The sequence below is a fragment of the Xanthomonas sp. NCPPB 3761 genome (assembly GCF_041475705.2).
Lineage (GTDB): Bacteria > Pseudomonadota > Gammaproteobacteria > Xanthomonadales > Xanthomonadaceae > Xanthomonas > Xanthomonas phaseoli.
The window spans coordinates 144,401-170,059 of record NZ_CM191262.1; the positions used below are offsets into that span (position 1 = coordinate 144,401).

At 62.5% G+C, this 25,659-nt stretch carries 15 protein-coding genes and 2 pseudogenes; 10 read left to right on the forward strand and 7 right to left on the reverse strand.

Translation table 11 applies throughout. The annotated features are described in order from the left end of the window. Positions 1–26 precede the first annotated feature (26 nt). The 3 genes and pseudogenes from ACCQ00_RS00640 to ACCQ00_RS00650 all read left to right on the forward strand — a co-directional run bounded on the left by ACCQ00_RS00640 (position 27) and on the right by ACCQ00_RS00650 (position 2,263). Positions 27–1,114 (forward strand): IS3-like element ISXac2 family transposase gene (locus ACCQ00_RS00640; protein WP_087944778.1). Its coding sequence is split into 2 segments (ribosomal slippage): positions 27–279 and positions 279–1,114, totalling 1,089 coding nucleotides; the frame shifts between segments, so codons are not numbered across the junction. Positions 1,115–1,155: 41 nt separating this feature from the next. Further along, a pseudogene (locus tag ACCQ00_RS00645) lies at positions 1,156–1,773 on the forward strand (IS3 family transposase); the annotation flags it as partial. A gap of 31 nt (positions 1,774–1,804) precedes the next feature. Further along, the gene (locus ACCQ00_RS00650; protein ID WP_150115864.1) at positions 1,805–2,263 is read left to right on the forward strand and encodes a hypothetical protein; all 459 of its coding nucleotides are present in this window, start codon (positions 1,805–1,807) and stop codon (positions 2,261–2,263) included. A gap of 582 nt (positions 2,264–2,845) precedes the next feature. On the opposite strand, the pseudogene ACCQ00_RS00655 reads toward ACCQ00_RS00650, so the two are convergent. Further along, positions 2,846–3,124 (reverse strand): annotated as a pseudogene (locus ACCQ00_RS00655) (XVIPCD domain-containing protein); the annotation flags it as partial. Positions 3,125–3,192: 68 nt separating this feature from the next. Here ACCQ00_RS00655 and ACCQ00_RS00660 point away from each other — a divergent pair. After that, positions 3,193–4,419, forward strand: coding sequence for an IS256-like element ISXax1 family transposase (locus tag ACCQ00_RS00660; protein ID WP_011345585.1), 1,227 nt, complete (start codon positions 3,193–3,195; stop codon positions 4,417–4,419). A gap of 63 nt (positions 4,420–4,482) precedes the next feature. Here the strand turns inward: ACCQ00_RS00660 and ACCQ00_RS00665 are convergent, their stop codons facing one another. Then, on the reverse strand, positions 4,483–5,058 hold the full coding sequence (locus ACCQ00_RS00665) for a hypothetical protein (RefSeq protein WP_372354041.1): 576 nt from the start codon (positions 5,056–5,058) through the stop codon (positions 4,483–4,485). Positions 5,059–5,695: 637 nt separating this feature from the next. Here ACCQ00_RS00665 and ACCQ00_RS00670 point away from each other — a divergent pair. Beyond that, positions 5,696–6,049, forward strand: coding sequence for a SymE family type I addiction module toxin (locus ACCQ00_RS00670; protein ID WP_046735971.1), 354 nt, complete (start codon positions 5,696–5,698; stop codon positions 6,047–6,049). Positions 6,050–8,899: 2,850 nt separating this feature from the next. On the opposite strand, the gene ACCQ00_RS00675 is transcribed toward ACCQ00_RS00670, so the two are convergent. The 3 genes from ACCQ00_RS00675 to ACCQ00_RS00685 all read right to left on the reverse strand — a co-directional run bounded on the left by ACCQ00_RS00675 (position 8,900) and on the right by ACCQ00_RS00685 (position 11,373). Beyond that, positions 8,900–9,883 (reverse strand): IS5-like element ISXfu1 family transposase, encoded by a 984-nt coding sequence (locus ACCQ00_RS00675; protein ID WP_022557821.1) that lies wholly within the window; start codon positions 9,881–9,883, stop codon positions 8,900–8,902. 136 nt (positions 9,884–10,019) lie between these two features. Beyond that, positions 10,020–10,877, reverse strand: coding sequence for an SDR family oxidoreductase (locus tag ACCQ00_RS00680; protein WP_039573495.1), 858 nt, complete (start codon positions 10,875–10,877; stop codon positions 10,020–10,022). 7 nt (positions 10,878–10,884) lie between these two features. Continuing rightward, the gene (locus tag ACCQ00_RS00685) at positions 10,885–11,373 is read right to left on the reverse strand and encodes a MarR family winged helix-turn-helix transcriptional regulator (RefSeq protein WP_039573499.1); all 489 of its coding nucleotides are present in this window, start codon (positions 11,371–11,373) and stop codon (positions 10,885–10,887) included. Positions 11,374–12,249: 876 nt separating this feature from the next. Here ACCQ00_RS00685 and ACCQ00_RS00690 point away from each other — a divergent pair. From ACCQ00_RS00690 to ACCQ00_RS00710, 5 genes are all read left to right on the forward strand, one after another. Next, entirely contained in the window at positions 12,250–15,366 is a 3,117-nt protein-coding gene (locus tag ACCQ00_RS00690; RefSeq protein ID WP_039583375.1) for a maltotransferase domain-containing protein, read from the forward strand. After that, on the forward strand, positions 15,363–18,713 hold the full coding sequence (gene treS, locus ACCQ00_RS00695; protein WP_039573506.1) for a maltose alpha-D-glucosyltransferase: 3,351 nt from the start codon (positions 15,363–15,365) through the stop codon (positions 18,711–18,713). Before ACCQ00_RS00690 ends, treS begins: the two co-directional genes overlap by 4 nt. A gap of 11 nt (positions 18,714–18,724) precedes the next feature. Then, positions 18,725–20,908, forward strand: a complete 2,184-nt coding sequence (glgB, locus tag ACCQ00_RS00700) for a 1,4-alpha-glucan branching protein GlgB (RefSeq protein WP_039573508.1) — start codon at positions 18,725–18,727, stop codon at positions 20,906–20,908. Between the two features lie 192 nt (positions 20,909–21,100). Then, complete coding sequence (locus ACCQ00_RS00705; RefSeq protein WP_017158105.1) at positions 21,101–21,595, forward strand: metallophosphoesterase family protein; 495 nt, start codon at positions 21,101–21,103, stop codon at positions 21,593–21,595. 67 nt (positions 21,596–21,662) lie between these two features. Next, positions 21,663–22,811: an aldo/keto reductase gene (locus ACCQ00_RS00710; RefSeq protein ID WP_039573510.1), complete on the forward strand. Its 1,149-nt coding sequence runs from the start codon at positions 21,663–21,665 to the stop codon at positions 22,809–22,811. A gap of 44 nt (positions 22,812–22,855) precedes the next feature. On the opposite strand, the gene ACCQ00_RS00715 is transcribed toward ACCQ00_RS00710, so the two are convergent. Beyond that, a complete protein-coding gene (locus tag ACCQ00_RS00715) occupies positions 22,856–24,478 on the reverse strand; it encodes a carboxylesterase/lipase family protein (protein ID WP_099770659.1) in 1,623 nt (540 codons plus the stop codon). Then, positions 24,475–25,551 (reverse strand): alpha/beta hydrolase, encoded by a 1,077-nt coding sequence (locus tag ACCQ00_RS00720; protein WP_039573513.1) that lies wholly within the window; start codon positions 25,549–25,551, stop codon positions 24,475–24,477. The genes ACCQ00_RS00715 and ACCQ00_RS00720 overlap by 4 nt, the downstream gene beginning before the upstream one ends. Positions 25,552–25,659: the final 108 nt, after the last annotated feature.

The following is a 25,659-nucleotide window of genomic DNA, read 5'->3' on the forward strand; positions in this document are numbered from 1 at the left end:
CTCGTCCCCTTTCCCGAGGAGGTTCCATGAAGAAGTCCCGCTTTACCGACAGCCAGATCATCGCCGTGCTCAAGCAGGCCCAGGCCGGTGCGCCCGTGCCGGAGCTGTGCCGCGAGCACGGCATCAGCTCGGCCACGTTCTACAAGTGGCGCAGCAAGTTCGGCGGCATGGACGTGTCCATGGTCGCGCGCATGAAGGAGCTGGAGGAGGAGAACCGCCGGCTCAAGAAGATGTACGCCGAGGCGCAGCTCAGTACCGACCTGCTGAAGGAAGCGCTCGCAAAAAAATGGTGAGGCCATCTCAGCGACGCGAGATGGCCCAATCGGCAGTCACGAGCGGGCGTACGAACATCCGCCACGCCTGCCAGGCCTTCGCGGTGAGCGAGACCTGCTTCCGCTACCAGGCCAAGGCCAGCGAGCAGAACGCCCGGATCGCCGACTGGCTGGTCCGCCTGACGACCGCCCATCGCGACTGGGGCTTTGGCCTGTGCTACCTGTACCTGCGCAACGTGAAGGGCTTTGGCTGGAATCACAAGCGGGTCTACCGGATCTACCGCGAGCTGGAGTTGAACCTGCGGATCAAGCCGAGGAAGCGGCTGGTGCGTGAGCGGCCCGAGCCTCTGGCGGTGCCGGAGGCTATCAACCAGGTCTGGTCGATGGACTTCATGCACGACCAGTTGGCCGACGGCCGCAGCTTCCGGCTGTTCAATGTGCTCGACGACTTCAATCGCGAGGGGCTGGGGATCGAGGTGGATCTGTCGCTGCCGTCAGCCCGTGTGATCCGATCGCTGGAGCAGATCATCGAGTGGCGCGGCAAGCCCGCCGTGATCCGCTGCGACAACGGCCCTGAATACATCAGTGGCGCGTTGCTGTCCTGGGCGCAGCGGCATGGTATCCGGGTCGAGCACATCCAGCCGGGCAAGCCACAGCAGAACGCCTACGTTGAACGCTACAACCGCACCATCCGCTACGCCTGGCTCGCCCAAACCCTGTTCGACACCATCGACCAGGTGCAGGACAAAGCCACCCGCTGGCTATGGACGTACAACCACGAGCGTCCGAATATGGCGCTCGGCGGCATCACGCCTGCCATGAAGTTGGCGATGGCCGCTTAGCTCCACTTCTGGCGACCGCTAAAAGTGGGGGGATTACCCATCGATTGATGCGCGCCGAGGGATTGCGTGCCCAGGTGGGCTATGGTCGCAAACCGCGCTTCCATGGAGGGATGCAGTGCAAGGCGGCGGCCAACCTGCTTGACCGACAGTTCGACGTGACCGAGCCGGACACGGCCTGGGCGAGCGATTTCACCTTCATCCGCACGCACGAAGGCTGGATGTACCTGGCTGTGGTGATCGATCTGTTTTCCAGGCAGGTCGTCGGCTGGGCGATGCGCGATCGGGCCGACACCGAGTTGGTCGTGCAGGCCTTGTTGTCTGCGGTGTGGCGGCGCAAACCCAATGCTGGTTGCTTGGTTCACTCAGACCAAGGGTCGGTCTACACCAGCGATGACTGGCAGAGTTTCCTGGCGTCCCATGGCTTGGTGTGCAGCATGAGTCGGCGTGGCAACTGCCACGACAACGCACCCGTGGAGAGCTTCTTCGGCCTGCTCAAACGCGAGCGGATCAGGCGACGAATCTATCCCACCAAGGACGCCGCACGCGCCGAGGTATTCGACTACATCGAGATGTTCTACAACCCCAACCGCCGCCACGGTTCAACTGGTGACCTGTCCCCTGTAGAGTTTGAACGGCGCTACGCGCAACGAGGGTCTTGAGTGTCTACGGAACCCTGGGCGTATCAATCCGTTGGCACAGTTCAACCACACATTTCCTAATAGGGAGAGCGTGCTTGGACTCGTGAAGACATTGAACGGCTCCTTGGCTAGCGACGGGCTCGACAATAGAATTCTCGAGCAGGTGTTCGACACTTATTGGCCTCAATTCGAGGGGCGATTTAATGCAATACTTGCAAACACTGAGACACAACCACCTTCAAAGCCTCGGCCAAAGGAGGATGTGCTCGGAGAAATTCTAGAAAACACCAGAATCATGAATTCGAGAATTCGCCGTCTCGAAAATGAGACGGAGCGCTATCGTATGCGAGAGATAGACATGCCGATAGATATGATTCATATACAGGCACTGGAGATGGCAAAAGCAGGCATGCCCTTTGAGATGATCATGGATAGATTCGGAAAACGCCTCCCGAAAAGTCTTCTTAAAGAGCTAATGTCTATCAACGAGCGCATCAAATCCGGCGAATGAATCTAAATACTTTTTCAAAGCGACCTGCTCCGCCGCCGCTTAACTCAGGCTTTAGGCCGTACATCAACTATCAAGAGTATTTGTGAAGAAGAGCATTGAAGTAAATGTTTCCGAGCACCATCTTTCAAATGACGGGAGAAGGAAGCATTTCTCACGCTGCAGAGAAAATCTGACAACAAATCAAGGGTTGACTCTAAAGAATCTGCAGCTAATGCTGAAAATGAAGATGAAGTAAATAAGTGCCTTAATTATGCAAAAAAGAGGTGCTTCGAGAGGCGCGCGAGGACATCCGTGAGGTAAATGTACGCTCATGTCAGTCGCAGCATGGTTGTGCCACCCTCGCTGTCAGGGGCGTGCTCTTTCTGGCGGGTGCAGCCGTTACAGGTGGCTTGTGGATTTTGTCAAAAAAATAGTACAAGCACGGCATAACAATTCGTTCAAGCCGAGCCCACATCAGGGCGTGGCCTAGAGCGTGTTATGAACTTTGAAATAGCGAAGAACGGGGTCAGGTTGAGTTTTTGGTAGACGATCAGCAGATGAATTTGAGCATGTTGATAACCTTCTTCGGCTGTTGGGTCATCCTCACAGCGAAGGAGTCGGCCCGCGCTGTTGTTGCTCCTGCGAGCGCTGCTGTTCTAGCGATTGTTCCCGCGCGCGATCTTGTTCCAGGCGTTGGTTGACGGATTCCAGTTGCGAAAAGCTTTCCTGCACCGGGCGTTGAGCTGCTTCGACAGTGGGCATATGTGCACGTAACATCGCTGGGTCATCCGGCCTGCCCTGCACCACGAAGACATTCTGTGCAGCCGTAAGATCCTTGGTCTTCTCGCTGAGCAAAACGTGGTCCACCCGGCTCAACTCGTTGTGGGCGTGTCCTAGATTTTGTGTAACCGGGCCACAGGCAGGAGACTGCCACCTAACCCGGAGACACCATGAGCCCACGCACACATGAGGTACCCGACGAGCTGCTTAGCAGCCTGTTGGTCAACTACACCAAACCCGAGGATCTGATCGGCGAGAACGGCCTGCTCAAGCAGCTGACCAAGCGGTTGGTGGAGCGGGCGCTGGACGCGGAGATGACCGAACACCTCGGTCATGACAAGCATGAGCCGGTCGCCAACGCGGCCGGCAACACGCGCAACGGACGCAGCCGCAAGACGCTCAAGGGCGAGTTCGGCGAGCTGCCGATCGAGATTCCGCGTGATCGCCACGGCAGCTTCGCGCCACAGCTGATCCCCAAGCACCAGACCCGCTGGGCCGGCTTCGATGACAAGATCTTGTCGTTGTACGCGCGCGGCATGACCGTGCGCGAGATCCAGTCGCACCTGGAGGAGATGTACGGCACCGAGGTGTCGCCGAGTCTGATTTCCTCAGTCACCGATGCGGTCGTCGAGGAGGTCAAGGCGTGGCAGGCGCGGCCACTGGATCCGGTCTATCCGATCGTCTATCTGGACTGCATCCACGTCAAAGTGCGCGAGGGCGCGGTGCGGGTCAAGGCGGTGTACCTGGCCATCGGCATCACCATGGGCGGCGAGAAGGAAGTGCTGGGCCTATGGCTGGCGCAGGCCGAGGGTGCCAAGTTTTGGCTGCAAGTCGTGACGGAGCTACGCAACCGCGGGGTGCAGGACATCTTCATTGCCTGCGTCGATGGCCTGAAGGGGTTTCCCGAGGCGATCGAGGCGGTGTTCCCGCAGACCACCGTGCAGCTGTGCATCGTGCACATGGTGCGGCACAGCCTGAACTACGTCTCGTGGAAACGCCGCGCCGAGGTTGCCGCCGATCTCAAGCGCATTTACGCCTGCGCCACCGTCGAGGAGGCCGAGCAGGCACTGACCGAGTTCGAGGCCAAGTGGGACGCCCAGTACCCGCCCATCAGCCAGTCATGGCGGCGCAATTGGTCACGACTGATCCCGTTCTTCGACTACCCACCGGAGATCCGCAAGGTGATCTATACGACCAACGCCATCGAGTCGGTCAACATGAGCCTGCGCAAGCTGACCAAGAACCGCGGCGCGTTCCCCAGCGACGAAGCCTTGATGAAACTGTTCTACCTGGCTCTGCGCAACATCACCAAGAAATGGACGCTGCCGATCCGCGACTGGAAGGCTGCGCTGAACCGCTTTACGATCCAGTTCGAGGGGCGACTTCCTCAGCGGTAACCCAAACCACGGTTACACAAAATTCTGCACACGCTCCAGGCTCTGCTCTTCGAGTGAACCATTTCATGGCTTGCCTCCATCGATCTTGACGCCGTTAACGCACTCTTGTTGACCATGTTGACCATGTTGGTCATTGGTTCGATAGATAAGCAATGAGACTGAGAAGATCTGATTCCCGCCGTTGATTGTGCGCCAATGCTGGCGTAGCCATCCGCCCTGGAAGGGGCGCTGGCCGCCGCGTGTGTATCCCATCCCTTCGAGCGCTTTGGAGAGTGCTTCCGCTTGCCAGATGCAGCTCGACGTAGGCACGCGCGTGGGATCGCCGTGGTTAGGCAAAGACACCGCAACTTCGATCCGCGAGAAGCCATCCTTCGTTGGGCGATGTGTCGCATATAGCGCATAGCCATCGGCCAGAGCGAGGTCTTTTGCTTCACGCCACGGGTATGCCGGATCAGACGGTGACCCAAGCTTGATGCCAAGTGCAGATTCCATTCGCTGGTAGTCCAGATCCGCTGGCACTGTCAGACCATCGATGAAGCGCAGCAGCCGGCGCTCCAGCTCTTGCGGAGTGGTGTTGGCAGAGACGGGATCGACACGGTTAACGGTGCTCTTGCCTTTCTCTGCAGAGGTTGGCGTCACTGTGGCAGCAGATGGCGTGCCTGCATCCCGTCCTGCTTCACCAGGCGCGCGAGCGCATGCACTTGGCAGCGCTAGTGAAAGCAGCAGCAAAGGGAACAGGCTTCGGAAGCTAACTTTTATCATCGGAATCCTACTCACGCGACATTGCGATGCTGGCCAATTGTCATTCGCGCCGTTGGTGTCCTGCACTACCGAGCCCGAACCTGAGTGGCGCGATGGTGATGGATAGCCAGGGGATGGAAAGCTTTTTGCTGGAGGGTGGGGATGCGTTTCGAATAGCAATCTCTAGGTTCAATCCAACTCTGACGCTGCTGCTTCAAACGTTGACGCAATGATCTTCCATCAACGCTTTCCAGATTGCCAGCATCAGCCAGTTGACATGTCACGCAGCGCGTAGCAGTCTTTTCGCCAAGGAGCGTAGAAACTCCTCGAACAGCGGTACCCACCTCCGTCAAACCGGTGGGTTTTTTGTGCCTGCAGATTCTTGCGGGCGCAACCGACGCGATGCCTGCGTCGGGAGGGCGGCTAATACAACACCCTTCGGGGAAATACGCCCGCCGACTGTTCGCGGTTTCTAACCTCCCGACATCCCGTCGCCACCCGGCGGCGGGGCCTGTTCGTCAAGGAGGGCTTTGCCATGCGTCGACCCACGTCCAGTCCCAAGCCAGCGCGCAAGCGCGCTACGGTGCCGCCGCCCACCGAGATCGGCTGGCACACCCTCGACCCCACGCTAAAGCCACCGCCGTACGTCGAGCGCACCCCCATCCCCGAGCCCCGCCCCGATCCCAGCAAGCCGCGTCGCCCAGGCCACCCACGTGCCCCGCAACACTGCACCGTCGGCTACGGCTACTATCCCGACAGCCACCAACGCATCCCCACGCTGCGCCTACGCGGCCGCTGGCTGGAAGAACTCGGCTTCACCATCGGCAGCAAACTCCACATCCGCATGCGCAACGGCGAGCTGGTCGTCACCGTAGCACCTGCAGAGTGACCAACCCGCCGCATCCCGCGCACGGCGCGTGCACCCCGCAATTGGAGAATTCGCATGGTGAATGACACCCTGGCCAGCACCTTCGACACATCCCCGCGCTTCGGCAGCAAATAGATGCCGCTGCAGGTCGAACGCGCGACCAACGAAGAACGGGGGTCAGGCTCACTTAATTTCGACCTGGCGAAGCTCTGCTCAAAGTAAATCCCTGAAACTTTATTCCAACAGATCTAGCCGGAATAAGCTAATTGATTTTCATCGCATACATGTTTGCTGCTGCCACTCCAGCGGTCTTGTCGAAATATATGATGGTGATTGGTAGGGGGTCGCCAGGCTGGCAGGTGCCCGGGCTACTGGGGATGCTCGGCAGAGTGGCCATGCCACTAGGCGTTACATTCAAGCAAGCTTTGGGCCGATAAATCAATTTGGATGATCCGGTAACGTCCACCTCGACACCTACGGGGTTAACTAGCGTGACTTGAATCTGGAATGAAGCTCCACGGGCGATGCCAATCTGGGCAGATGCTGCTCTTTGGAGCAATTCATCCTGAGAAGTTATCTTCGATAGCTCCCATTCTCCCACTAGCTGATTTCCGGAAATCGCTGCACGGATGGTCCAAGTAGGTGGAGCGTCGTTCTGTGCATGAGCGCGCATTGAGCTAGCGGCGAGAAGCAAAAAAATTAGGGCCCGGCTCGGCATACCTTTCCTCCAAATCCAGAATTAATATCAATGGGTAAGCCACGGGCATTGCGACTAGCAAGGCACTGCGATCTCACTCTCTCTCGAGCCAAGCGAACGAAGACGCCGCCAAATTCGTAGTACTGGTTAGGATACCCGGGGTCTGTTTTAAGTAGGCACGGTGCAATTTGGTCTCCGACCAAGTCCCAATCTTTCTGCGTTCCACATCCATGTGCCTCAAGCGCAGCCTTGAGGTCTATCTGAACGTGATTCCAGCCCATAGTCGAGAAACACTCTCTATCCGCGATCCACTTGCCACCAGGCACCACGCTCAACAGGCCCTGCATTGCACCACAGTTAGTCTCGACTATTGGCCAGATGCCATCCCCGTCTAGATAAGGCCTGGTGAACGCGGGGATCACCAAATCCATCCATTGGCAATTGTCCATTTGGCAGCGCAATTCACATGATGTCCTGGCGATGCACTCTTGCTGACTGTGAAAAAGACGACGGGGATCAACCCAGCTCTTTCGAGTTGCTTGAAGTTCCGCCACGCTTTCTCCGCATCCGAAAGTGCTATTTTCTGGATATCCTGGACAGGCGCTAGGAACACGCCAACATTCGCCTGTGTCGTAGTCCTTCACGACGAACCCCGGCCTACAGTTTGCACTTATAGCTATGCTTCGTACGTATGGAGCTGAACTGGATGGGGGGGATAGACCGTCGGGCCGATAGGTGTAGCATTCATGAGTGAAGTCAACACGTCCTATCCACTGCTGTGGGAACGGGTAATAGACAACGGGGAATGTTGTCACCTCAGCCCTTTCGCATTTACGCCGCCATAACGATTGAATCTCAGCCACATCCCAACCATCAATTTCGAGATAATCCGCGATGGCTCTAGATGCCGCCTCATTTTCTCCGGAATACATTCGGGTCCGATACCCAAACGGATCGCGTGATCTGCCATTGTAAATGTCGCACGGACCCGACTGGCAAACGGCAAAGTACTGAAGATTCTGCTTTGGGCTCTGCGCGATGGCTTGGTCGGCGACTAACAAGCCTATGAAGATAAAAATTGCCGTAAGAACATCCCTCACCGAATTGGCACAAAAAGCGTCTTGCATATTGTGTAAGCCTCGAATTGGTTCGGGAAATCCCCATTGATGTACCGGCCAACTATTTGCGTGAGAGCCTCTAGCCTTATTCGCGAACCCAGCCCGCATGATATTACATGGAATTCGTACGGCCCGCGAGACAGCCAAGGCTCCGCGGACATTCACTGTGAAAGGGTGGGCAAGCTTGTTTGTGGGGATAGATTGGCAGGCTGGGACTCAGAGAAATCTTGCGCGTATCTCATCGGCAGGGTTGCACTCTCGGTGTGCCACCACAGCAGTGGACACCCCAGCACACCCCTAGCAATCTCCAAAAAACGGGGTCAGGTGCAATTAATAGGCCAACTTGATAAGGACTAAGAGATGTAAGCCGAGTCGGCAGGGGCAGCGCCCTATAAACAGCCGAGCATAAGCGGCTTCTAATTTATCCACTGCTGCTACCAAGCGAAGTGGCAATGCTGCGTGTGGGGATTGACGGCAGGCAGGAAGTCAAAGAGGATCACGTCGTACCACGCTCAAGTAGATCAATATGAATAGGAAGCTAATGATCTTTATCCCAATTTGCTATGGATTCCTGACTTATTGGCTAACCCATTCTTGGCAGTCGACCCAATTCGCAAACGAAAATTTTGGATATCATTATCGTGACCTTCCTATTCTTTTTCTTTCTACTGCACCGTGGGTCATCGCTTATTTTCCGCTACGCTCCAAAATGCCAAAGCCTTCATTATTATTCCGCGCACTCCTCGGAGCAGCATCATGCTTGCTTATTCTCAATATCGCGTATCACGCTTACTATATCACCAAGTCACCCGCCACGACATTCGAGTTGCGGTTAATTGATAGGCTGGACTTCTGGCTTAGATTATTAGCGGGATTCGCCAAGCCGCTTGTATTGGTTGCATGTATCAGCTACCCGATATTTGCCGTCATCCGGATACTTAAGGATGGTCTGATCAATGCGGCCAGAGGATGCGTCGACCCGCATCGGTAGCGCTGACTACGCTCACACCTTCGGTTTTTCGCTGTTTCCAGCGCATTCTCGGGGCGTTCTCCCCATTACAGGCACAACTTCCCAACGGCAGGCATCAACTGCTTCCGCTTCAGCCACAGGTTCGACAGCGCAAAGAGCGTCAGCACCTGCGCGGTGTTTTTGACCAGGCCGCGATAGCGCACCTTGGCATAGCCAAACTGGCGCTTGATCACCCGAAACGGATGTTCCACCTTCGCACGCAGGCTGGCCTTGGTGTGCTCCCAGCGCTTGGCCAACTTCAGTTCGCGCTTGTTCTTGATCTGCTTCAGCTTCGAGGGCTTCTCCGCGATCAGGTAGCGTAGCTTGCGCTTGCCCTTGATCTCATCGCGCTTCTCAAGCCCGGTGTAGCCGCTGTCCCCACACACCGTGTCTTCCTTGCCATGCAGCAGCTTGTGCGCTTGCGTGATGTCCGCCACGTTGGCTGCCGTGCATTCCACGTGGTGCACTAGGCCGGATTCATCATCCACTCCAATGTGCGCCTTCATCCCGAAGAAGTATTGGTTGCCCTTCTTGGTCTGGCGCATCTCCGGATCGCGCTCACCGTCCTTGTTCTTGGTCGAACTGGGCGCAGAGATAATCGTGGCATCCACAATCGTCCCGCCGCGCAGGCTCTGACCCTTGCGCGACAGATGCGCGTTCACCCGATTGAACAGCTTGCGCGCCAAATCGTGCTGCTCCAGCAGATGGCGAAAGTTGAGAATCGTCGTCTCGTCCGGCACCTCATCCAGCCCGCCGATCTTGGCGAAACGGCGCATCGACACCGTGTCGTACAAGGCTTCTTCCGCCGATGGATCGCTCAATGCATACCACTGCTGCAAAAAGTGGATGCGCAGCATCGTCTCCAGCCGATACGGCTGTCGTCCCGGTTGCCCCGACTTCGGATAGTGCGGCTCGATCAGCCCCAGCAGCTCCTTCCACGGCACGACCTGCTCCATCTCGGCCAAAAACACCTCACGCCGCGTCCGCTTGCGCTTGCCGTCGTACTCCGCGTCGCCGAAGGTCAGCTGCATCGAAATCGTCTACTCGGGTCGATGATCGATTGTGGCAGATCAGGACGGATTGTTCAGAGTTTCCTTAAAAGCGGCGGCGACGGGGTCAGGTTCACTTCATAAGCCACCCAACTCGTTCCCAGCGGTCTCCCAACGACTAACCCACAAACGCCTGCCGATGATCGCGAACAAAATCATCGAAGGTGCGCGGCCGCTTACCGGTGAGCCGCTCGATCTCGAAGGTGGGATCGATATCGTGATGGCCTGCCACTACATCTGCGAATTGCACGGTCAGGCCTTTGGCCATCCAGGGTGAGTTGCCGGTCGCACGCATCAGCACGCGGAAGACCGGTGTCGGCAGGTCGAGATAGCGCACCTTGCGCCCGATGCCTTTCGAAAGGCGCGAGGTTACATCGCTCATATCGAGCGTCTCTGGCCCGGTGAGGAAATAGGTTGCGCCTGCGTGGCCTTGCTCGGTCAACACCGTCGCGGCTACGCGCGCGATGTCGCGTAGGTCGATCCACGACACGCTGCCGCGACCGGCAGCCATTGGGAACACGCCCTTGGCGATCGGACCCTTGAACCACAGGAAGTTCTGCATGTAAGCCGTGGGCTTGAGGATGGTCCACGCGATGCCTGACGCACGCAGGTGGTGGTCGATCAGCGCATGCGATTTCGCCCACGGCACCGGTGAGCGCACGTTGCAATCGGATGCCGACACTTTCACGATCCGGCCGATGCCGGCACGCTTGGCCGCATCGATGGCGGCGGTTTCCTGGGCCACTTGATCGGGTGTGGGCGGGGTGATGAGAAACAACGTGTCGCAACCCTGCATGGCGTTTTGCAGTGTGTCCGGCGTGTCGAAGTCGCCCAACACGGCGTCCATGCCCTTGCGCTGCAGATTTTCCACCTGCTCGTGCTTGCGGCACATCGCGCGAAACGGCGTGGCGGCTTCCTGTAAGAGCCTGCACAGTTCGCCGCCGATACCACCCGTGGCACCTGAGACCAGAATCATGATTGCATTACTCCTGCAGTTTGACGATGGAACTGGAAGTGCTGGGCGCATCACCCAGGTACTCCGAGATGACGGCGCTCATCTGCTCAAGCGTGCGGACGGCATCGCGGATGCGATCGGTGCCGATCCTGTCTGCAATTGCTTGATCGACGGGGGCCACGGCGTTTTCAGCGCCGTTGACGGCCTTGATGCCTGCGCGTGTCAGGACAACGAGCTTGGCGCGCAGGTGCTGCGGATTCGGCTGGAACTCGACCAGTCCATGTTCGGCAAGCACATCGACGATGCGCTGCACTGCCTGTCGGGTGAGTCCCATGTTGCGTGCGATGGAAGCAGCGGGCAGCGGCATCGGCGCGTAGCGCAGCGCGGCCAGCACCTGCCACCACGCGCTAGTGAGCCCCAGGTGAGCAACCAGCTCGTTGCCAGCGCTGACCAGGCGGCCGTTAGCTGCGAACACCGCCAGCGCCAACGCGCGGACATGCTCGTTGTCGGTCTGCATACGAAAGCTCTTTCTCAATTTGACAACATGCTGTCAATTGGAGAGTGAGCTGCGCGTGATGTATGGCGTAGGGGCCGGTTACGAGACGTGGGCCCACCACGAACGAAAGCGGGCCAAGCGGGTCACGCGTCTTGAGAGTGCATCTGCGCAATCGACGCAGACCGGCCGAGCATGCTTGGTGTCGAAATGCAGAGAAATTTGCCTCAAAGCCAAATAAAAAATAATCAACGCAATGGTTTTGATGGCCCATTGTCATTAGACGAGCACGCAGCATGGACGCAGCGGAGCACGCTGTTTTTCTGGCACCGCTGGAGCGCTGTGTCCCGTGGATGTCAGGCTTACTGATGCGGGAGGTCCGTTATCGAAGTTACGTGCTAGACCCAATGCGATCGGCTAGCGAGACGACCGGCGTCGAAAAAAGCGCCCGCCTCGGTGGCAGCGACGTAACTGTGGCAGCGACGTAACTGATGTATTCCTTAGTTGACATGTCGGCCTGCACTGTGGACTCGCTTCACCTGTGTGCCCCTGTCACCCGACGGCGCAGGCGATCACTCACGCAGAACGGCGGTGCCCCACTGACACACCACAGCCGCGCTTGTTTGATTTTCGTCAATTCCACCGACACATGAAATTCGCAGCGGGGGTGCTTGACTGCATGGGTCAAGAATCGTTGCGGAGTTGCGCATGAGTGCAGTCACGGGTGGCAGGGGCGGTCGGGCAGCGTGCCGGCAGGCGTCAATACGGCAAGGTTCGGTACGGATAGGTAATGGCGCGGCGTGTGGCGAGCAAAGGCTTGCACCACTGGTGAGCGGCAAGCATGCGCCGGCTCCGCTCGTAACGGCGCCCCTGCGCGCCGTTATTTGCTGAGGGGGCACCATGCGCATCTGTGTTCTCAATGAAGCACTGAAGGACTCCACCGGGCTGGAGCAGCGCTGCGTGGCGGCGCGTGAGGCCGGCTGCGATTACGTGGTGATGGCCGCACCCTTCGAGCGCGATGCCGAAGGACGTTTGATCGAGCCGGCGGCCGGTGCGCAGACGCAGGCGCAGCGCCTGCACGAGGCAGCGCAGGCGGCGCGCCACGCGGGCGTCACGTTGTTGATCGATGTGCGCCTGGACGAAGTGGGCGGTGCCAGTGCGGTGGTACGCGATAACCCGCAGTGGTTCCGCGCGCGCAGCACCACGGTCCCGGACCCGCGTCAGCCGCGTGCGACGCCGGAGGTGGCCGAAGCCCGCTTTGCCTATGCGCAGGAAGGCGCGGCGCTGGTGGAGTGGTGGAGCGCGCGCCTGTTGGAGTGGGTGAGCCAGGGCGTCGGTGGCTTCCGCCTGTTGCAGCCGCAGCAGGTCCCGGTACAGCGCTGGCGCGAGCTGATTGCGCGCGTGCACGCGCAGGCGCCGGACGTGGTGTTTGCAGCGTGGACCCCGGGCCTGGGGCTGGACGCATTGCAGCAGCTGGCCGGTGCCGGGTTCGATGCGGCGTTTTCGTCGCTTGCCTGGTGGGATGGTCGCGGCAGCTGGTTCTTCGACGAAGACAGCGCGCTGCGCGCGCTGGCCGCGCAGGTGGTCGCGGTGCTGGATGCACCCGATGGCAAGCGCGCCGCGGCGCCCGAGCAGCATTGGCAACTGGCGCTGGCGTTGGGCGGGGCATGGTTGCTGGACGACGCGCACCTGGCGCCATTGCCATCGTCGATCCGTGCCACCGATGGCCTGCCGACCAGCAATGCAGGCATGCGGTTGCGCCCGCTACTGCGTGAGGCGACCGGGCTCACCGCGGTAGCGATCGAGCCACGGCGCGGCTTGCCCTCCTTGTTATTGATCAATGGCGACACCCGGCATGTGGTGCCGGTGCCGGCCTCAGACCTGTTGCGGCTGCTCGGCGATGCCGAAGCCTTGGTGGCCGAAGATGGCCGCACCTTGTCCGGGGCCACGCTGGAAGCGCTGGAGCCGGGCGAAGTACGCGTGTACCGCAGCGTGCCGGCGCGCCATGTGCTGGCAGTGCCGCGCATGCGCCCGCGTGCGCAGGCCGCCGGCACCTGGCCACGCGTGTGCATCGAGTCGGTGACGCCGTCGGTGGATAACGGCCGCTTTCCGGTCAAGCGCACGGTGGGCGACCGCATCTGTGTTGAAGCCGACGCGTTCTGCGATGGACACGACCGCATTGCGGTGGCGGTGCTGTGGCGTCCGGCCGATGCCAAGGCCTGGGCCAGCGCGCCCATGCGTGCGTTGGGCAACGACCGTTGGCGCGCGGAGTTTCCGTTGGAACGCATCGGCACCTACGAATTCCGCGTGGAAGCCTGGCGCGATGTCTTCGCCACCCTGCACGCGGATCTGGAGAAGAAACGCGCTGCCAACACGGTATTGCCGGTCGATGTGCAGGAAGCGATTGCGGCCGTGCAGGCCGCACAGGCACGCAGCGACGGCGCGCTGGCCGAGCGCCTGCAGGCAGTGCTGACCCGTATCGGTGCGCAGAGCGAACCCTTGCAGCAGCTGGCCATCGTGCTGGAGCCGGACACCGCGCAGGCGATGGCGCTGGCCGACGACAAGCCATTCCGCTCGGAATACCCGGTCACCTTCCGGGTGGAATCGGAGCGTCGCGCGGCGCACTTTGCCAGTTGGTACGAGCTGTTTCCGCGCTCGCAAAGTGGCGATGTCAGCCGGCATGGCACGTTCGACGACGTCATCAAGCGGCTGCCGCACATCCGCGCGATGAACTTCGACGTGCTGTACATGCCGCCGATCCATCCGATCGGCCTGAACAACCGCAAGGGCCGCAACAACTCGGTCACGGCGGTGGAAGGCGAGCCCGGCAGCCCGTATGCGATTGGTGCCAGCGATGGCGGGCATACCGAGGTGCATGCCGAACTTGGTGGGCTGGACGGCTTCCGCCGGCTGATCCAGGCGGCGCGTGGGCACGGGCTGGAAGTGGCGCTGGATTTCGCGATCCAGTGCGCCCCCGACCACCCGTGGTTGAAGGAGCACAAGGACTGGTTCACCTGGCGCGCGGATGGGTCGATTCCGTACGCAGAGAACCCGCCCAAGAAATACCAGGACATCGTCAACGTCGACTTCTACGCCAGCGGCGCGGTGCCGGACCTGTGGAATACGTTGCGCGACGCGGTGCTGTTCTGGGTCAACGAAGGCGTCACGCTGTTCCGGGTCGACAACCCGCATACCAAGCCGTTCCCGTTCTGGGAATGGTTGATTGCCGATGTGCGCGGCCGGCGCCCGGATGTGGTGTTCCTCTCCGAAGCGTTCACGCGGCCAAAGATGATGTACCGCCTGGCCAAGTGCGGCTTTTCGCAGTCCTATACCTACTTCACCTGGCGCAACCACAAGCACGAGTTGCAGGCCTACGTGGAAGAGTTGAACGAGGGCGTGCCGCGCGAATGTTTCCGCCCGCACTTTTTCGTCAACACGCCGGACATCAATCCGCTGTTCCTGCAGACCAGTGGGCGCAACGGCCATCTGATCCGCGCTGCGCTGGCCACCACGCTTTCAGGGCTATGGGGCATGTATCAGGGCTTCGAGCTCTGCGAAGCCACACCGCTGGCGCCGGGCAAGGAAGAGTATCTGGACTCGGAAAAATTCCAGCTGCGCGCGTGGCCCGAACGGGCGCCCGGCGACATCGTCGATGAGATCACCCGCTTGAACCAGCTGCGCCGCATGCATCCGGAACTGCAGTCGCATCTGGGCACGCGCTTCTATCAGGCGCACAACGATCAAGTGCTGTATTACGGCAAGTTTTTGGATGCGGGTTACCTGTCGCGCAGCCGCAGCATGGTGCTGGTGGCGATCAACCTGGACCCGCATGCCGGGCAGGACGCCGATATCGAAATCCCGTTGTGGGAGTTGGGCCTGCCCGATCACGCCAGCGTTGCCGTGGACGATCTGTGGGACGGGCACCGCTTTGAGTGGCACGGCAAATACCAACACATCCGTCTAGAGGCAACGCGACCGTTCGCGTTATGGCGCATCCGCGCAGGAGAGGTCGCATGAATGCAGTGGCATCGTTACAAGCCGACGCAGAGCAGTCTGCGGTGGTTGCCGACCAGCGCTGGTACAAGGACGCGATCATCTACCAGGTGCACGTCAAGTCGTTCTTCGACTCCAACGACGATGGCATCGGCGATTTTCCGGGGCTGATCTCCAAGCTGGATTACATCGCCGAACTTGGCGTGGACACCATCTGGTTGCTGCCGTTCTATCCCAGCCCGCGCCGCGATGACGGTTACGATATCGCCGAATACATGGCGGTGCATCCGGACTACGGCAGCATCGAAGATTTCGAGCAGCTGGTGGCGCAGGCGCATGCGCGCGGCATCCGGATCGTCACCGAGCTGGTGATCAACCACACGTCCGACCAGCATCCGTGGTTTCAGCGCGCCCGCAATGCGCCAGCCGGCTCGCCGGAGCGCGACTTCTATGTGTGGTCGGACACCGACCAGCAATACGAAGGCACGCGGATCATCTTCTGCGATACCGAGAAATCCAACTGGACCTGGGACCCGGTGGCCGGGCAGTACTTCTGGCACCGCTTCTACTCGCACCAGCCGGATCTGAATTTCGATAATCCGGCGGTGCTGGAAGCGGTGCTGGAAGTGATGCGCTTCTGGCTGGATCGCGGCGTGGATGGACTGCGTCTGGATGCGGTGCCGTACCTGATCGAGCGCGCCGGCACCTCCAACGAAAACCTGCCCGAAACCCACGCCATCCTGCGCAAGATCCGCGCCACCCTGGATGCCGAATACCCGGACCGCATGCTGCTGGCCGAAGCCAACATGTGGCCGGAAGACACCCAGCAATACTTCGGCCAGAACGCCGACGAATGCCATATGGCGTTCCACTTCCCGCTGATGCCGCGCATGTACATGGCGATCGCGCGCGAAGACCGCTTCCCCATCACCGACATCATGCGGCAGACCCCGGAGATTCCGGAAAGCTGCCAGTGGGCGATCTTCCTGCGCAACCACGACGAGCTGACGCTGGAAATGGTCACCGACTCGGAGCGCGATTATCTGTGGCAGACCTATGCCGCCGACCGCCGCGCGCGCATCAACCTAGGCATTCGCCGCCGCCTGGCGCCACTGCTGGAGCGCGACCGCCGCCGCATCGAATTGATGACCTCGTTGCTGCTGACCATGCCCGGTACGCCGGTGCTGTATTACGGCGACGAGATCGGCATGGGCGACAACATCCATCTGGGCGACCGCGACGGCGTGCGCACGCCGATGCAATGGTCGATCGATCGCAACGGCGGTTTTTCGCGGGCCGACCCGGCGCAGCTGGTGCTGCCACCGGTGATGGACCCGCTGTACGGCTTCCAGGCGGTGAACGTGGAAGCGCAGATCCGCGACCAGCATTCGCTGCTGACCTGGACCCGCCGCGTGCTCAGCGTGCGCAAGCGCTACCAGGCCTTCGGCCGCGGCAGCCTGCGCTTCCTGTACCCGGGCAACCGCCGCATGCTGGCCTACCTGCGCTGCTATCAGGACGAAACCGTGCTGTGCGTGGCCAACCTGTCGCACACGCTGCAGGCGGTGGAGCTGGATCTGTCCGAGTTCGAAGGCCGCGTGCCGGTGGACATCATCGGTGGCGGCAGCTTCCCGCCGATCGGGCGGCTGACTTATCTGCTGACGGTGCCGCCGTTCGGGTTCTATGCCTTCCAGCTGGTGAGCGAAGGCAGGCTGCCGGACTGGCATGTTCCCAGCCCGGTACCGCTGCCGGATTACCGCACGCTGGTGCTGCGCAGCGATGCCGACGAAAGCGCTGCACTGCTGCCGCATCTGCCCACCCTGGAAGGGGAGATCCTGCCGGCCTGGCTATCGGCACGGCGCTGGTTCTCGGCCAAGGACCAGGCGCTGCGCAGCGTGCGCATCGCGCGCCGTACGCCGCTGCCGGGCGATGAGCCGATGACGCTGCTGGAGCTGGAGGTAGAGCTGGAAGACGGCCGCCACGAGCGCTACATGCTGCCGGTGGGCATCGTGTGGGAGCGCGAGCAGCCGAGCACGCTGGCCGAGCAGCTGGCGCTGGCGCGTGTGCGCCAGGGCCGCGAGGTGGGGTATCTCACCGATGCGTTTGCGCTCAAGCCCATGGTGCGCGGCGTGATCGATGCGCTGCGCAGCAACGCAGCGCTGGATTTCTGCGATGGCGACGATGCCTCGCAACAGGGGCAGGTCTGCTTCGAAGCCACCCCGGCACTGGCAACGCTGGACATCCCGCAAGATCCGGAAATCCGCTGGTTGTCGGCCGAACAAAGCAACAGCTCGCTGGTGGTCGCCGACAAGGCCGTGTTCAAGCTGCTGCGGCATGTGGCCGTGGGCGCGAACCCGGAGATCGAGATCGGCCGCCGCCTGACCGAGATGGGCTACGCCAATGCCGCGCCGCTGCTGGGCAGCGTCAGCCGCATCGACGGGCAGGGCACCGTCACCACCATCGCGTTGTTGCAGGGCTTCATCCGCAACCAGGGCGATGCCTGGCGCTGGACGCTGGACCATCTGGCGCGCAGCTTCGACGAATACGCCACCGCGCAGACCGACGAAGCGCGCGCCGAAGCAGTCGCCGGCTACGACGCCTTCGCCGCGGTGGTCGGCAAGCGCCTGGCCGAGTTGCACGAAGCGCTGTCGCGCGCCACCGACGATGCCGACTTCGCGCCGCAACGCATCGACCTGCCCACCGCCAACGATGTGGTGGCCGGGGTGGGACGCCAGGTCGAGGAGATGTGGGACACCGTCAATGCACGCCTGTCCGGCAGCGAAGACAGTGCCGAATGCGAGGCGCTGGAAGCGGTGCTGGCGCAGCGCCCGCAGCTGGATGCCCTGCTCGCGAAGGCGCCCAGCGTGCTGGCCGATTCCCTGCTCACGCGCGTGCATGGCGATTTCCACCTGGGCCAGATCCTGGTGGCCTTCGACGATGTGGTGCTGATCGACTTCGAAGGCGAGCCGGCCAAGCCGCTGGCCGAACGCCGCGCCAAGGCCAGCCCGCTGCGCGATGTGGCCGGCTTCCTGCGCTCGCTCGATTACGCCAGCGAAGTGTCGGCACGGGGCGAGGAGGGTACCGCCGCCCGCGCGGGCGTCGGGGTGGACACGCATCTGGACGAATTCCTGGTGCAATTCCGCCGCCGCTCCACACAAGCCTTCCTGGACGCTTACCATGCCGTGCTCGACGCCAGCGCCCATCCGTGGATTGCGCCGGCGGCGTTCAATGCAGCCACCTTGCTGTTCCTGGTGGAGAAGGCTTGCTACGAAGTGCGTTATGAAGCGGCCAATCGCCCTGGCTGGTTGATGGTGCCGATCGAAGGCTTGCGACGCATCCTGCAACGCGCACGCGCCGGTGCAGGAGACACATGATGAGTGGAGTAATGACAGCAGTGAGCAATCGATGGGATTCCGGCGTGGTACGCGCCCTGGCAGAGGCGCGCCACGGCGATGCGTTTGCCGTCTTGGGCGCACACCCGTCCGACAACGGGCGGGTGTTGCGCACCTATCTCCCCGGCGCCGACCGCGTCTGTGCGGTGCTCGACGACGGGCAGGTGATCGCGCTGGATGCCGGCCCGGAGCCGGGCCTGTTCGCCGGCGAGTTGCCGGCCCACGGCGGATATCGGCTGCGCATCGGCTGGCCCGGTGGCGAGCAGGAAACCGCCGACCCCTACGCGTTCGGCCCGCAGCTCAGCGATTTCGACCTGCACCTGATCAGCGAAGGCCACCATCTGCAACTGGCGGACGCATTGGGCGCCAACGTGGTGGAAGTGGACGGCGTGCGCGGCACGCGCTTTGCCGTCTGGGCACCGAATGCCTCGCGCGTGGCGGTGGTGGGCGACTTCAATAGCTGGGACGCGCGGCGTCATCCGATGCGGCTGCGGCACCAGGCCGGCGTGTGGGAGTTGTTCGTGCCCGACGTTGGCCCGGGCGCGCATTACAAGTACCAGCTGCGCGGCCCGCACGGGCACGAACTGCCGGCCAAGGCCGACCCGGTGGCACGCCGCGCGGAGCTTGCGCCAGGCACCGCGTCCATCGTGGCCGATCCCACGCCGCATCAGTGGAGCGACGACGGCTGGATGGCCACGCGTGCGCGCCGCCAGGCCCACGACGCGCCGATGAGCATCTACGAGATCCACGCCGGCTCGTGGTTGCGCGAAGCGGACGTGGACCTGGATTGGGATGGCCTGGCCGACCGCCTGATTCCGTACGTGGCCGATATGGGCTTTACCCATGTCGAGCTGATGCCGGTGAGCGAGCATCCGTTCGGCGGCTCCTGGGGCTATCAGCCCTTGGGTCTGTTCGCGCCGACCGCGCGCTTCGGTACGCCCGATGGGTTTGCGCGCTTTGTCGACCGCTGCCATCGCGAAGGCATCGGCGTGATCGTCGATTGGGTGCCGGCGCACTTTCCGACCGATGCGCATGGCCTGGCGCACTTCGATGGCACCGCGCTGTACGAACACGCCGACCCGCGCGAAGGCTTCCATCGCGACTGGAACACGCTGATCTACAACCACGGCCGCCGTGAGGTGTCCGGGTTCCTGATCGCCAGTGCGATGGAATTTCTGCAGCGCTATCACGTCGACGGCCTGCGCGTGGATGCGGTGGCCTCGATGCTGTACCGCGATTACAGCCGCAACGCCGGCGAGTGGATACCCAACATCCACGGCGGGCGCGAGAACTACGAGACCATCGCGTTCCTGCGCCGGCTCAACGAGGTGGTGCGCGAGCACACGCCGGGTGCGGTGATGATTGCCGAGGAATCCACTGCGTTTCCCGGTGTCACCGCCGACGTGGCGCACGGCGGCCTGGGCTTCCAGTACAAGTGGAACATGGGCTGGATGCACGACACCCTGCATTACGCCGGGCTGGATCCGATCTATCGCCGCTACCACCACGGTGAACTGACTTTCAGCATGGTCTATGCGTATTCGGAGCGCTTCGTGCTGCCGATCTCGCACGACGAAGTGGTGCACGGCAAGGGTTCGTTGCTGGGCCGCATGCCCGGCGATGACTGGCAGCGCTTCGCCAACCTGCGTGCCTACCTGGGTTTCATGTTCACCCACCCGGGGCGCAAGTTGCTGTTCATGGGCTGCGAATTCGGCCAGCCCACCGAATGGAACCACGACGCCGGCCTGCCGTGGCATTTGCTCGACGACCCGCGCCACCGCGGCGTACAGACGCTGGTGCGCGATTTGAACCGGCTGTATGTGCAATACCCGGCGCTGCATGCGCACGACGACGATCCGTCCGGGTTCGCCTGGGTAGTGGGTGACGATGCCGGCAACAGCGTGGTGGCGTTCCTGCGCAAGGGCAAACGCGGCGACGCACCGGTGCTGGTGGTGATCAACTTCACCCCGGTCGTGCAGCACGGCTACCGCATCGGCGTGCCGCAAGGCGGCCAGTGGCGCGAGGTGTTCAACAGCGACGCCGGCGTCTACGGCGGCAGCAACCTGGGCAACGGCGGCAGCGTGACGGCCGAGCAGCAATCCATGCACGGGCACGCGCAGTCGCTGCCGTTGCTGTTGCCACCGCTGGGCGCCATCGTGCTGACGCCGTATGGCTGATGCCGCCTGCGCCTACCATCGGGCAACTGGCCCGGTGGTGGGCGGCAGCTGCGTCATGCATCCAGCTCTTCTCGACGGGGTGGGTCATGCGCTGGCATCGTTTGCATTGTTGTGCTCCCACTCGGTTGCGATGGCATCGATCACTGCAGGCCGACACGCACATAGCACGTCATCCAGCAGCAGGTCGTCTTGATGATCGTGCGCAAACGCGGTGACGGCGAGACGGGCGCCGCCACGCGAATCGGCGTGATCTCCGATACGCACGGCCTGCTCCGGCCCCAGGCGCTTGCCGCGCTCGAGGGCTGCACGCAGATCATCCATGCCGGCGATGTGGGCACGCCGCAGGTGCTTGAGGCGTTGCGGGCACTGGCACCGCTGCATGCCATCGCAGGCAATATCGACGACAAGCCGTGGGCGAGGGGTTTACCGCAGACGCTGGATCTGCAGATCCAGGGCGTGCGCATCCATGTGCTGCACGATCTGAAGACGCTGGCACCGCAGGTGCAGGCCGACGTCGTCATCAGCGGCCATTCGCACAAGCCGCGGGTGCACATGCACGATGGGGTGCTGTACCTCAATCCGGGCAGCGCCGGGCCGCGCCGCTTCAGTCTGCCGATCAGTGTGGCCATGCTGTGGCTGGGCGATGGCGCGTCACGCGCGCATGTGCAGCAACTCGCGGTGGGCTGAGTCCGCTGACTCGGCATGCACACCGGCGGGGCCATGCTCGTGGGCCACGTTGTTGCAGGGAATTCCCATGAATACACGTCGCCAATTCCTTTCCGCTGCCGCGGCCGGTACCGCGGCATTGGCCGCTGCGCCGTTGATGGCGCAATCGTCGGCGCCGGGCAGCGTGATGCCCACGCGCGGAAACACCGAGGCGGGCGCATTGCCGACCAATCCGGTCGTCAAGGGCGCACGCTACCGGCCGCGCAGCCGTCTCGGCTTCGGTGGCGTGGCCATCGGCAATGGCTTTGCGCCGGCCAGCGACGCACAGAGCGAGCAGACGCTGGCAGCGGTATGGGAATCGGGCGTGCGGTATTTCGATACCTCGCCTTGGTACGGGCTGGGCTTGTCGGAGCGACGTACCGGCCATCATCTGCACACCCATCCGGCCGACGAGTACGTGCTGTCGACCAAGGTCGGGCGCCTGCTCACCGCGACCGACACGCCGCCCAAGACGATGTGGCAGCAACCTTCGCCGTTCGACTATCGCTACGACTACAGCGCCTCCGGTGTGCGGCGCTCGATCGAAGACAGCCTGCAGCGTCTGGGGGTGTCGCAGATCGACATCGCGTATATCCACGATCTCTCGCCAGAGAACGAAAAGGACCTGGGCATGCCGTGGGAGCGGCGGTTCGCCGAGGCGGTGAAGGGCGCGATGCCCGAGTTGACCAAGATGCGCAAGGAGGGCCTGATCAAGGCCTGGGGCTTTGGCGTCAATCGTCCTGAGCCGGCCTTGCGTGCAATCGAAGAGGCCGACCCCGACATCTTCCTGCTCGCCTGCCAATACTCGCTGCTCGACCATGCGCAGGCCTTGCATGACACCTTCCCGAAGATCGCAAGGCACGGCGCCTCGGTGGTGGTCGGTGCACCGTTGTTGGCGGGTTATCTGGCCGGGCGCGAGCGTTATCTCTACGACGGCACCATTCCGTCGTGGGCGCCTGCCAAGCGGCAGAAGGCGTTGGCCATTTGCGACAAGCACGGTGTGGATCTACGCACCGTTGCGCTGCAATTTGCCGCGGCCCCGAAGGTGGTGTCGGCCGTGATTCCCGGTGCACGCACGGCCGAGCAGGCCCGCGCCAATGCGAGCTCGATGCAGGTGGCGATTCCGTCGACGCTGTGGGAAGCGCTCAAGCGCGAAGGTGTGATCGAGGCAGACGCGCCCGTGCCCGCTGCACGTTGAGGCCTGAGCGCGCGCAACGCGTAGTGTTCCAGCGCGCCAGGCAATCAAAACGTCCCGCGTTGAATGAAGGGCGCTTGTTGATACAACACGCGCTCGCCACCACGCGGATCCAGTTCCAGGCGGCTTGGCGTATCGAACACCAGCGTTTCGCGCCGTTTCAAGGAAAATGGCTGCCAGTGCGGCGCACCGCGACGATTGGGGTCGCCATGCCGCGCAAACGCAATCAGCGCCTCGCTCATTTGCTCGGCCATGCGCTGCGCATCGGCACCATCGCCGGTGCGCGAGCCCGGCTGGCGCACGTTGTCGAATACCAGCGGAATATCCAGGGTATGGAAGGCACCGAACTTGCCGCCATCCAGGGGCGAACCCCAATCCAGTTGATAGACCCAGGTGGGCGCGCCCTGACGGGCACGTGCGTCGGCTTCTTCCACAGCGCCGCGCCACGAGCGGCCGGCGGTGGTGGCTGCGAAGAACACCTGCGACGGCGTGTACTGCGGATAGAGCCGCCGATATTCGGCGATGACCACCTGCGGCAACAGGTCCACGTATTGCTGCGCCTCCAGCCTGGCCGGCAACTCGTCCCAACTCAGCGCGAAATTCTTCGCATCGTGGCCGAGAAAGCCGCGCGTCTCGTCGCGCGTATTGCCGATCACCATCGGGATGCGTGCCGACTGCACCGGCGCGGTGGGCCAGAACGGATGCACCGGCACGTTGCGCGCATCCAGCACCGGGCCGAAATACAGCGCGGTGTTTTCCACCCGCGACGGGTCGCGCACCTGCGCGGCGGCCAGCAGTTGGGCCACAGGCAACGTGCGCATGCGCGCGATCTCATCTGGCGAGATCTTCAACGCGTCCAGCAGCAGCTGCGCGCGCTGGGTGGCCGCACGCGGCCCGGCCACGGTGACCTGTTGCCCGCTCATGGTCCAGGCGCGATGAAATAGCCCGCGCGCGGCCGGCATCGCCATCAGCGTGGCGATTTTGGCGCCACCGCCGGACTGCCCGAACACCGTGACATTGCCGGCGTCGCCGCCGAATTCGGCCGCATGCTGGCGCACCCACTGCAGGGCCTGGACCAGGTCCAGCTGCCCTGCATTGCCGGAGTCGGCAAAACTGGCATCGCCCAGCTGCGCCAGCGACAGATAGCCGAAGACGTTGAGCCGGTGATTGACGGTGACCACCACCACGTCGCCGCGCTTGCACAGGCGCACGCCGTCGTAGAGCGGGTCGCTGCCGGAGCCGGTGGTGTAGCCGCCGCCGTGGATATAGAACAACACCGGCCGCTTGCCGCCATCGCGCAGACCGGGTGTCCACACATTGAGGAACAGGCAGTCCTCACTGGTGGGCTCGCTGGCCTTGAGCTGTGGCGCCGCTGCACCGAAACCGTTGGCGTCGCGCACGTGCTGCCACGGCGTTTCCTGCAACGGTGCCTGAAAGCGCCGCGGGGCGGTGTCGCTGCCATACGGGATGCCCTTGAACACGCAGACGCCCTGGTCGCGATAGCCGCGCAGCGCGCCGCCACGCACGCGTGCCAGCGGCGCGCCCTCGTCGCGTGGCGGTGCACGTACGGCCGCGGCAGCGAAGCCGGGAAGCGTTGCTGCCGCTGTCGCGAACAGGCCACCACGCAGCAGCGTGCGGCGCCGCGTATCAGGCGAGGCTTGGGTGGTCATTGCGCCATCTCCTTCGCGGGTGCGGGTGAAGCGGGCTTGGCCACAGGCGGCTGCGGCTTGGTGACATGCGCGATCCAGGCTTGCGCCAGTTGCGGCCATGCGGACACGGTGAGACCGCTGCCGTTGGCGGTACCGAAACCATGGCCGCCCTGCGGGAACACATGCAACTCGCTGGGGACCCCGGCGCGCAGCAGCGCATCGTGCATCAGCAGGCTGTTGCGTACCGGCACCACGCTGTCGTCCTGCGCATGCAGCAGAAAGGTAGGCGGCGTGCGCGCGTCCACGTGCCGCTGCGGCGAATAGGCCTGTACCTGCGCCTGGCTCGGGGCGCTGCCGAGCAGACGGTCGCGGGAGCCTTTGTGCGCGTTGGCGCTGTCCATGTCGATCACCGGGTAGATCAGCAACTGGAAGTCCGGTCGCGCGCTCAGTGCATCGGCCGCGTCGATGGGCGAATACACCTGCGCGGCGTAGCGCGTGCCCAGGCTGGCGGCGACATGGCCGCCGGCCGAAAAGCCCATCACGCCCACGCGCTGTGCATCGATGCCATAGCGGGCCGCGTTGGCGCGGATCAGCCGCAAGGCACGTTGCGCATCGGCCAGCGGCACGTCGGCGCCGTTCGGGTGGCCTTCACCCGGCAGCCGGTAGCGCAGCACGAACAGGGTGATGCCGGCGGCGTCGACAAAGCCGGGCACCAGCGCGCTGCCCTCGTTGTCCAGCACGATGCGTTGGTAGCCGCCGCCAGGCGTGACCAGCAGGGCGGTGCCATTGGGCTGTTTGGGCCGGTAGACCACCAGATACGGCGTACTGACCTGCTGGATGTAGCGATCCGGCTGCGCCGGCTCGCTGCTGCGCTCGACGATGCGCTGCGGTTGCGGCAACGCCGTATCCCCCGGTGCCAGGCGCGTTGGCCACAGCGCGATCCGGCTGGCTTGTTCGGCGGCAGTGTCGGCGCTCGGTCGCTGGGCCGCCGGCGCCGGGCCGGCCAGCAGCGCGCCCAGCACAAGGACCGCCAGGCCATGCCGCGTGGCGCGCGAAAGCGCGGTCAAAGCACGCGTTTGGCGTGTCTGTTCCATTCACCCCTCCCAGGGCCACTTCGTCACCGCGACCACAATTGCCGCAGTGCACATTGCCAATGACACCGGTTTACCATATACAGCACACCGTGCCGCTGTCGATTGGCA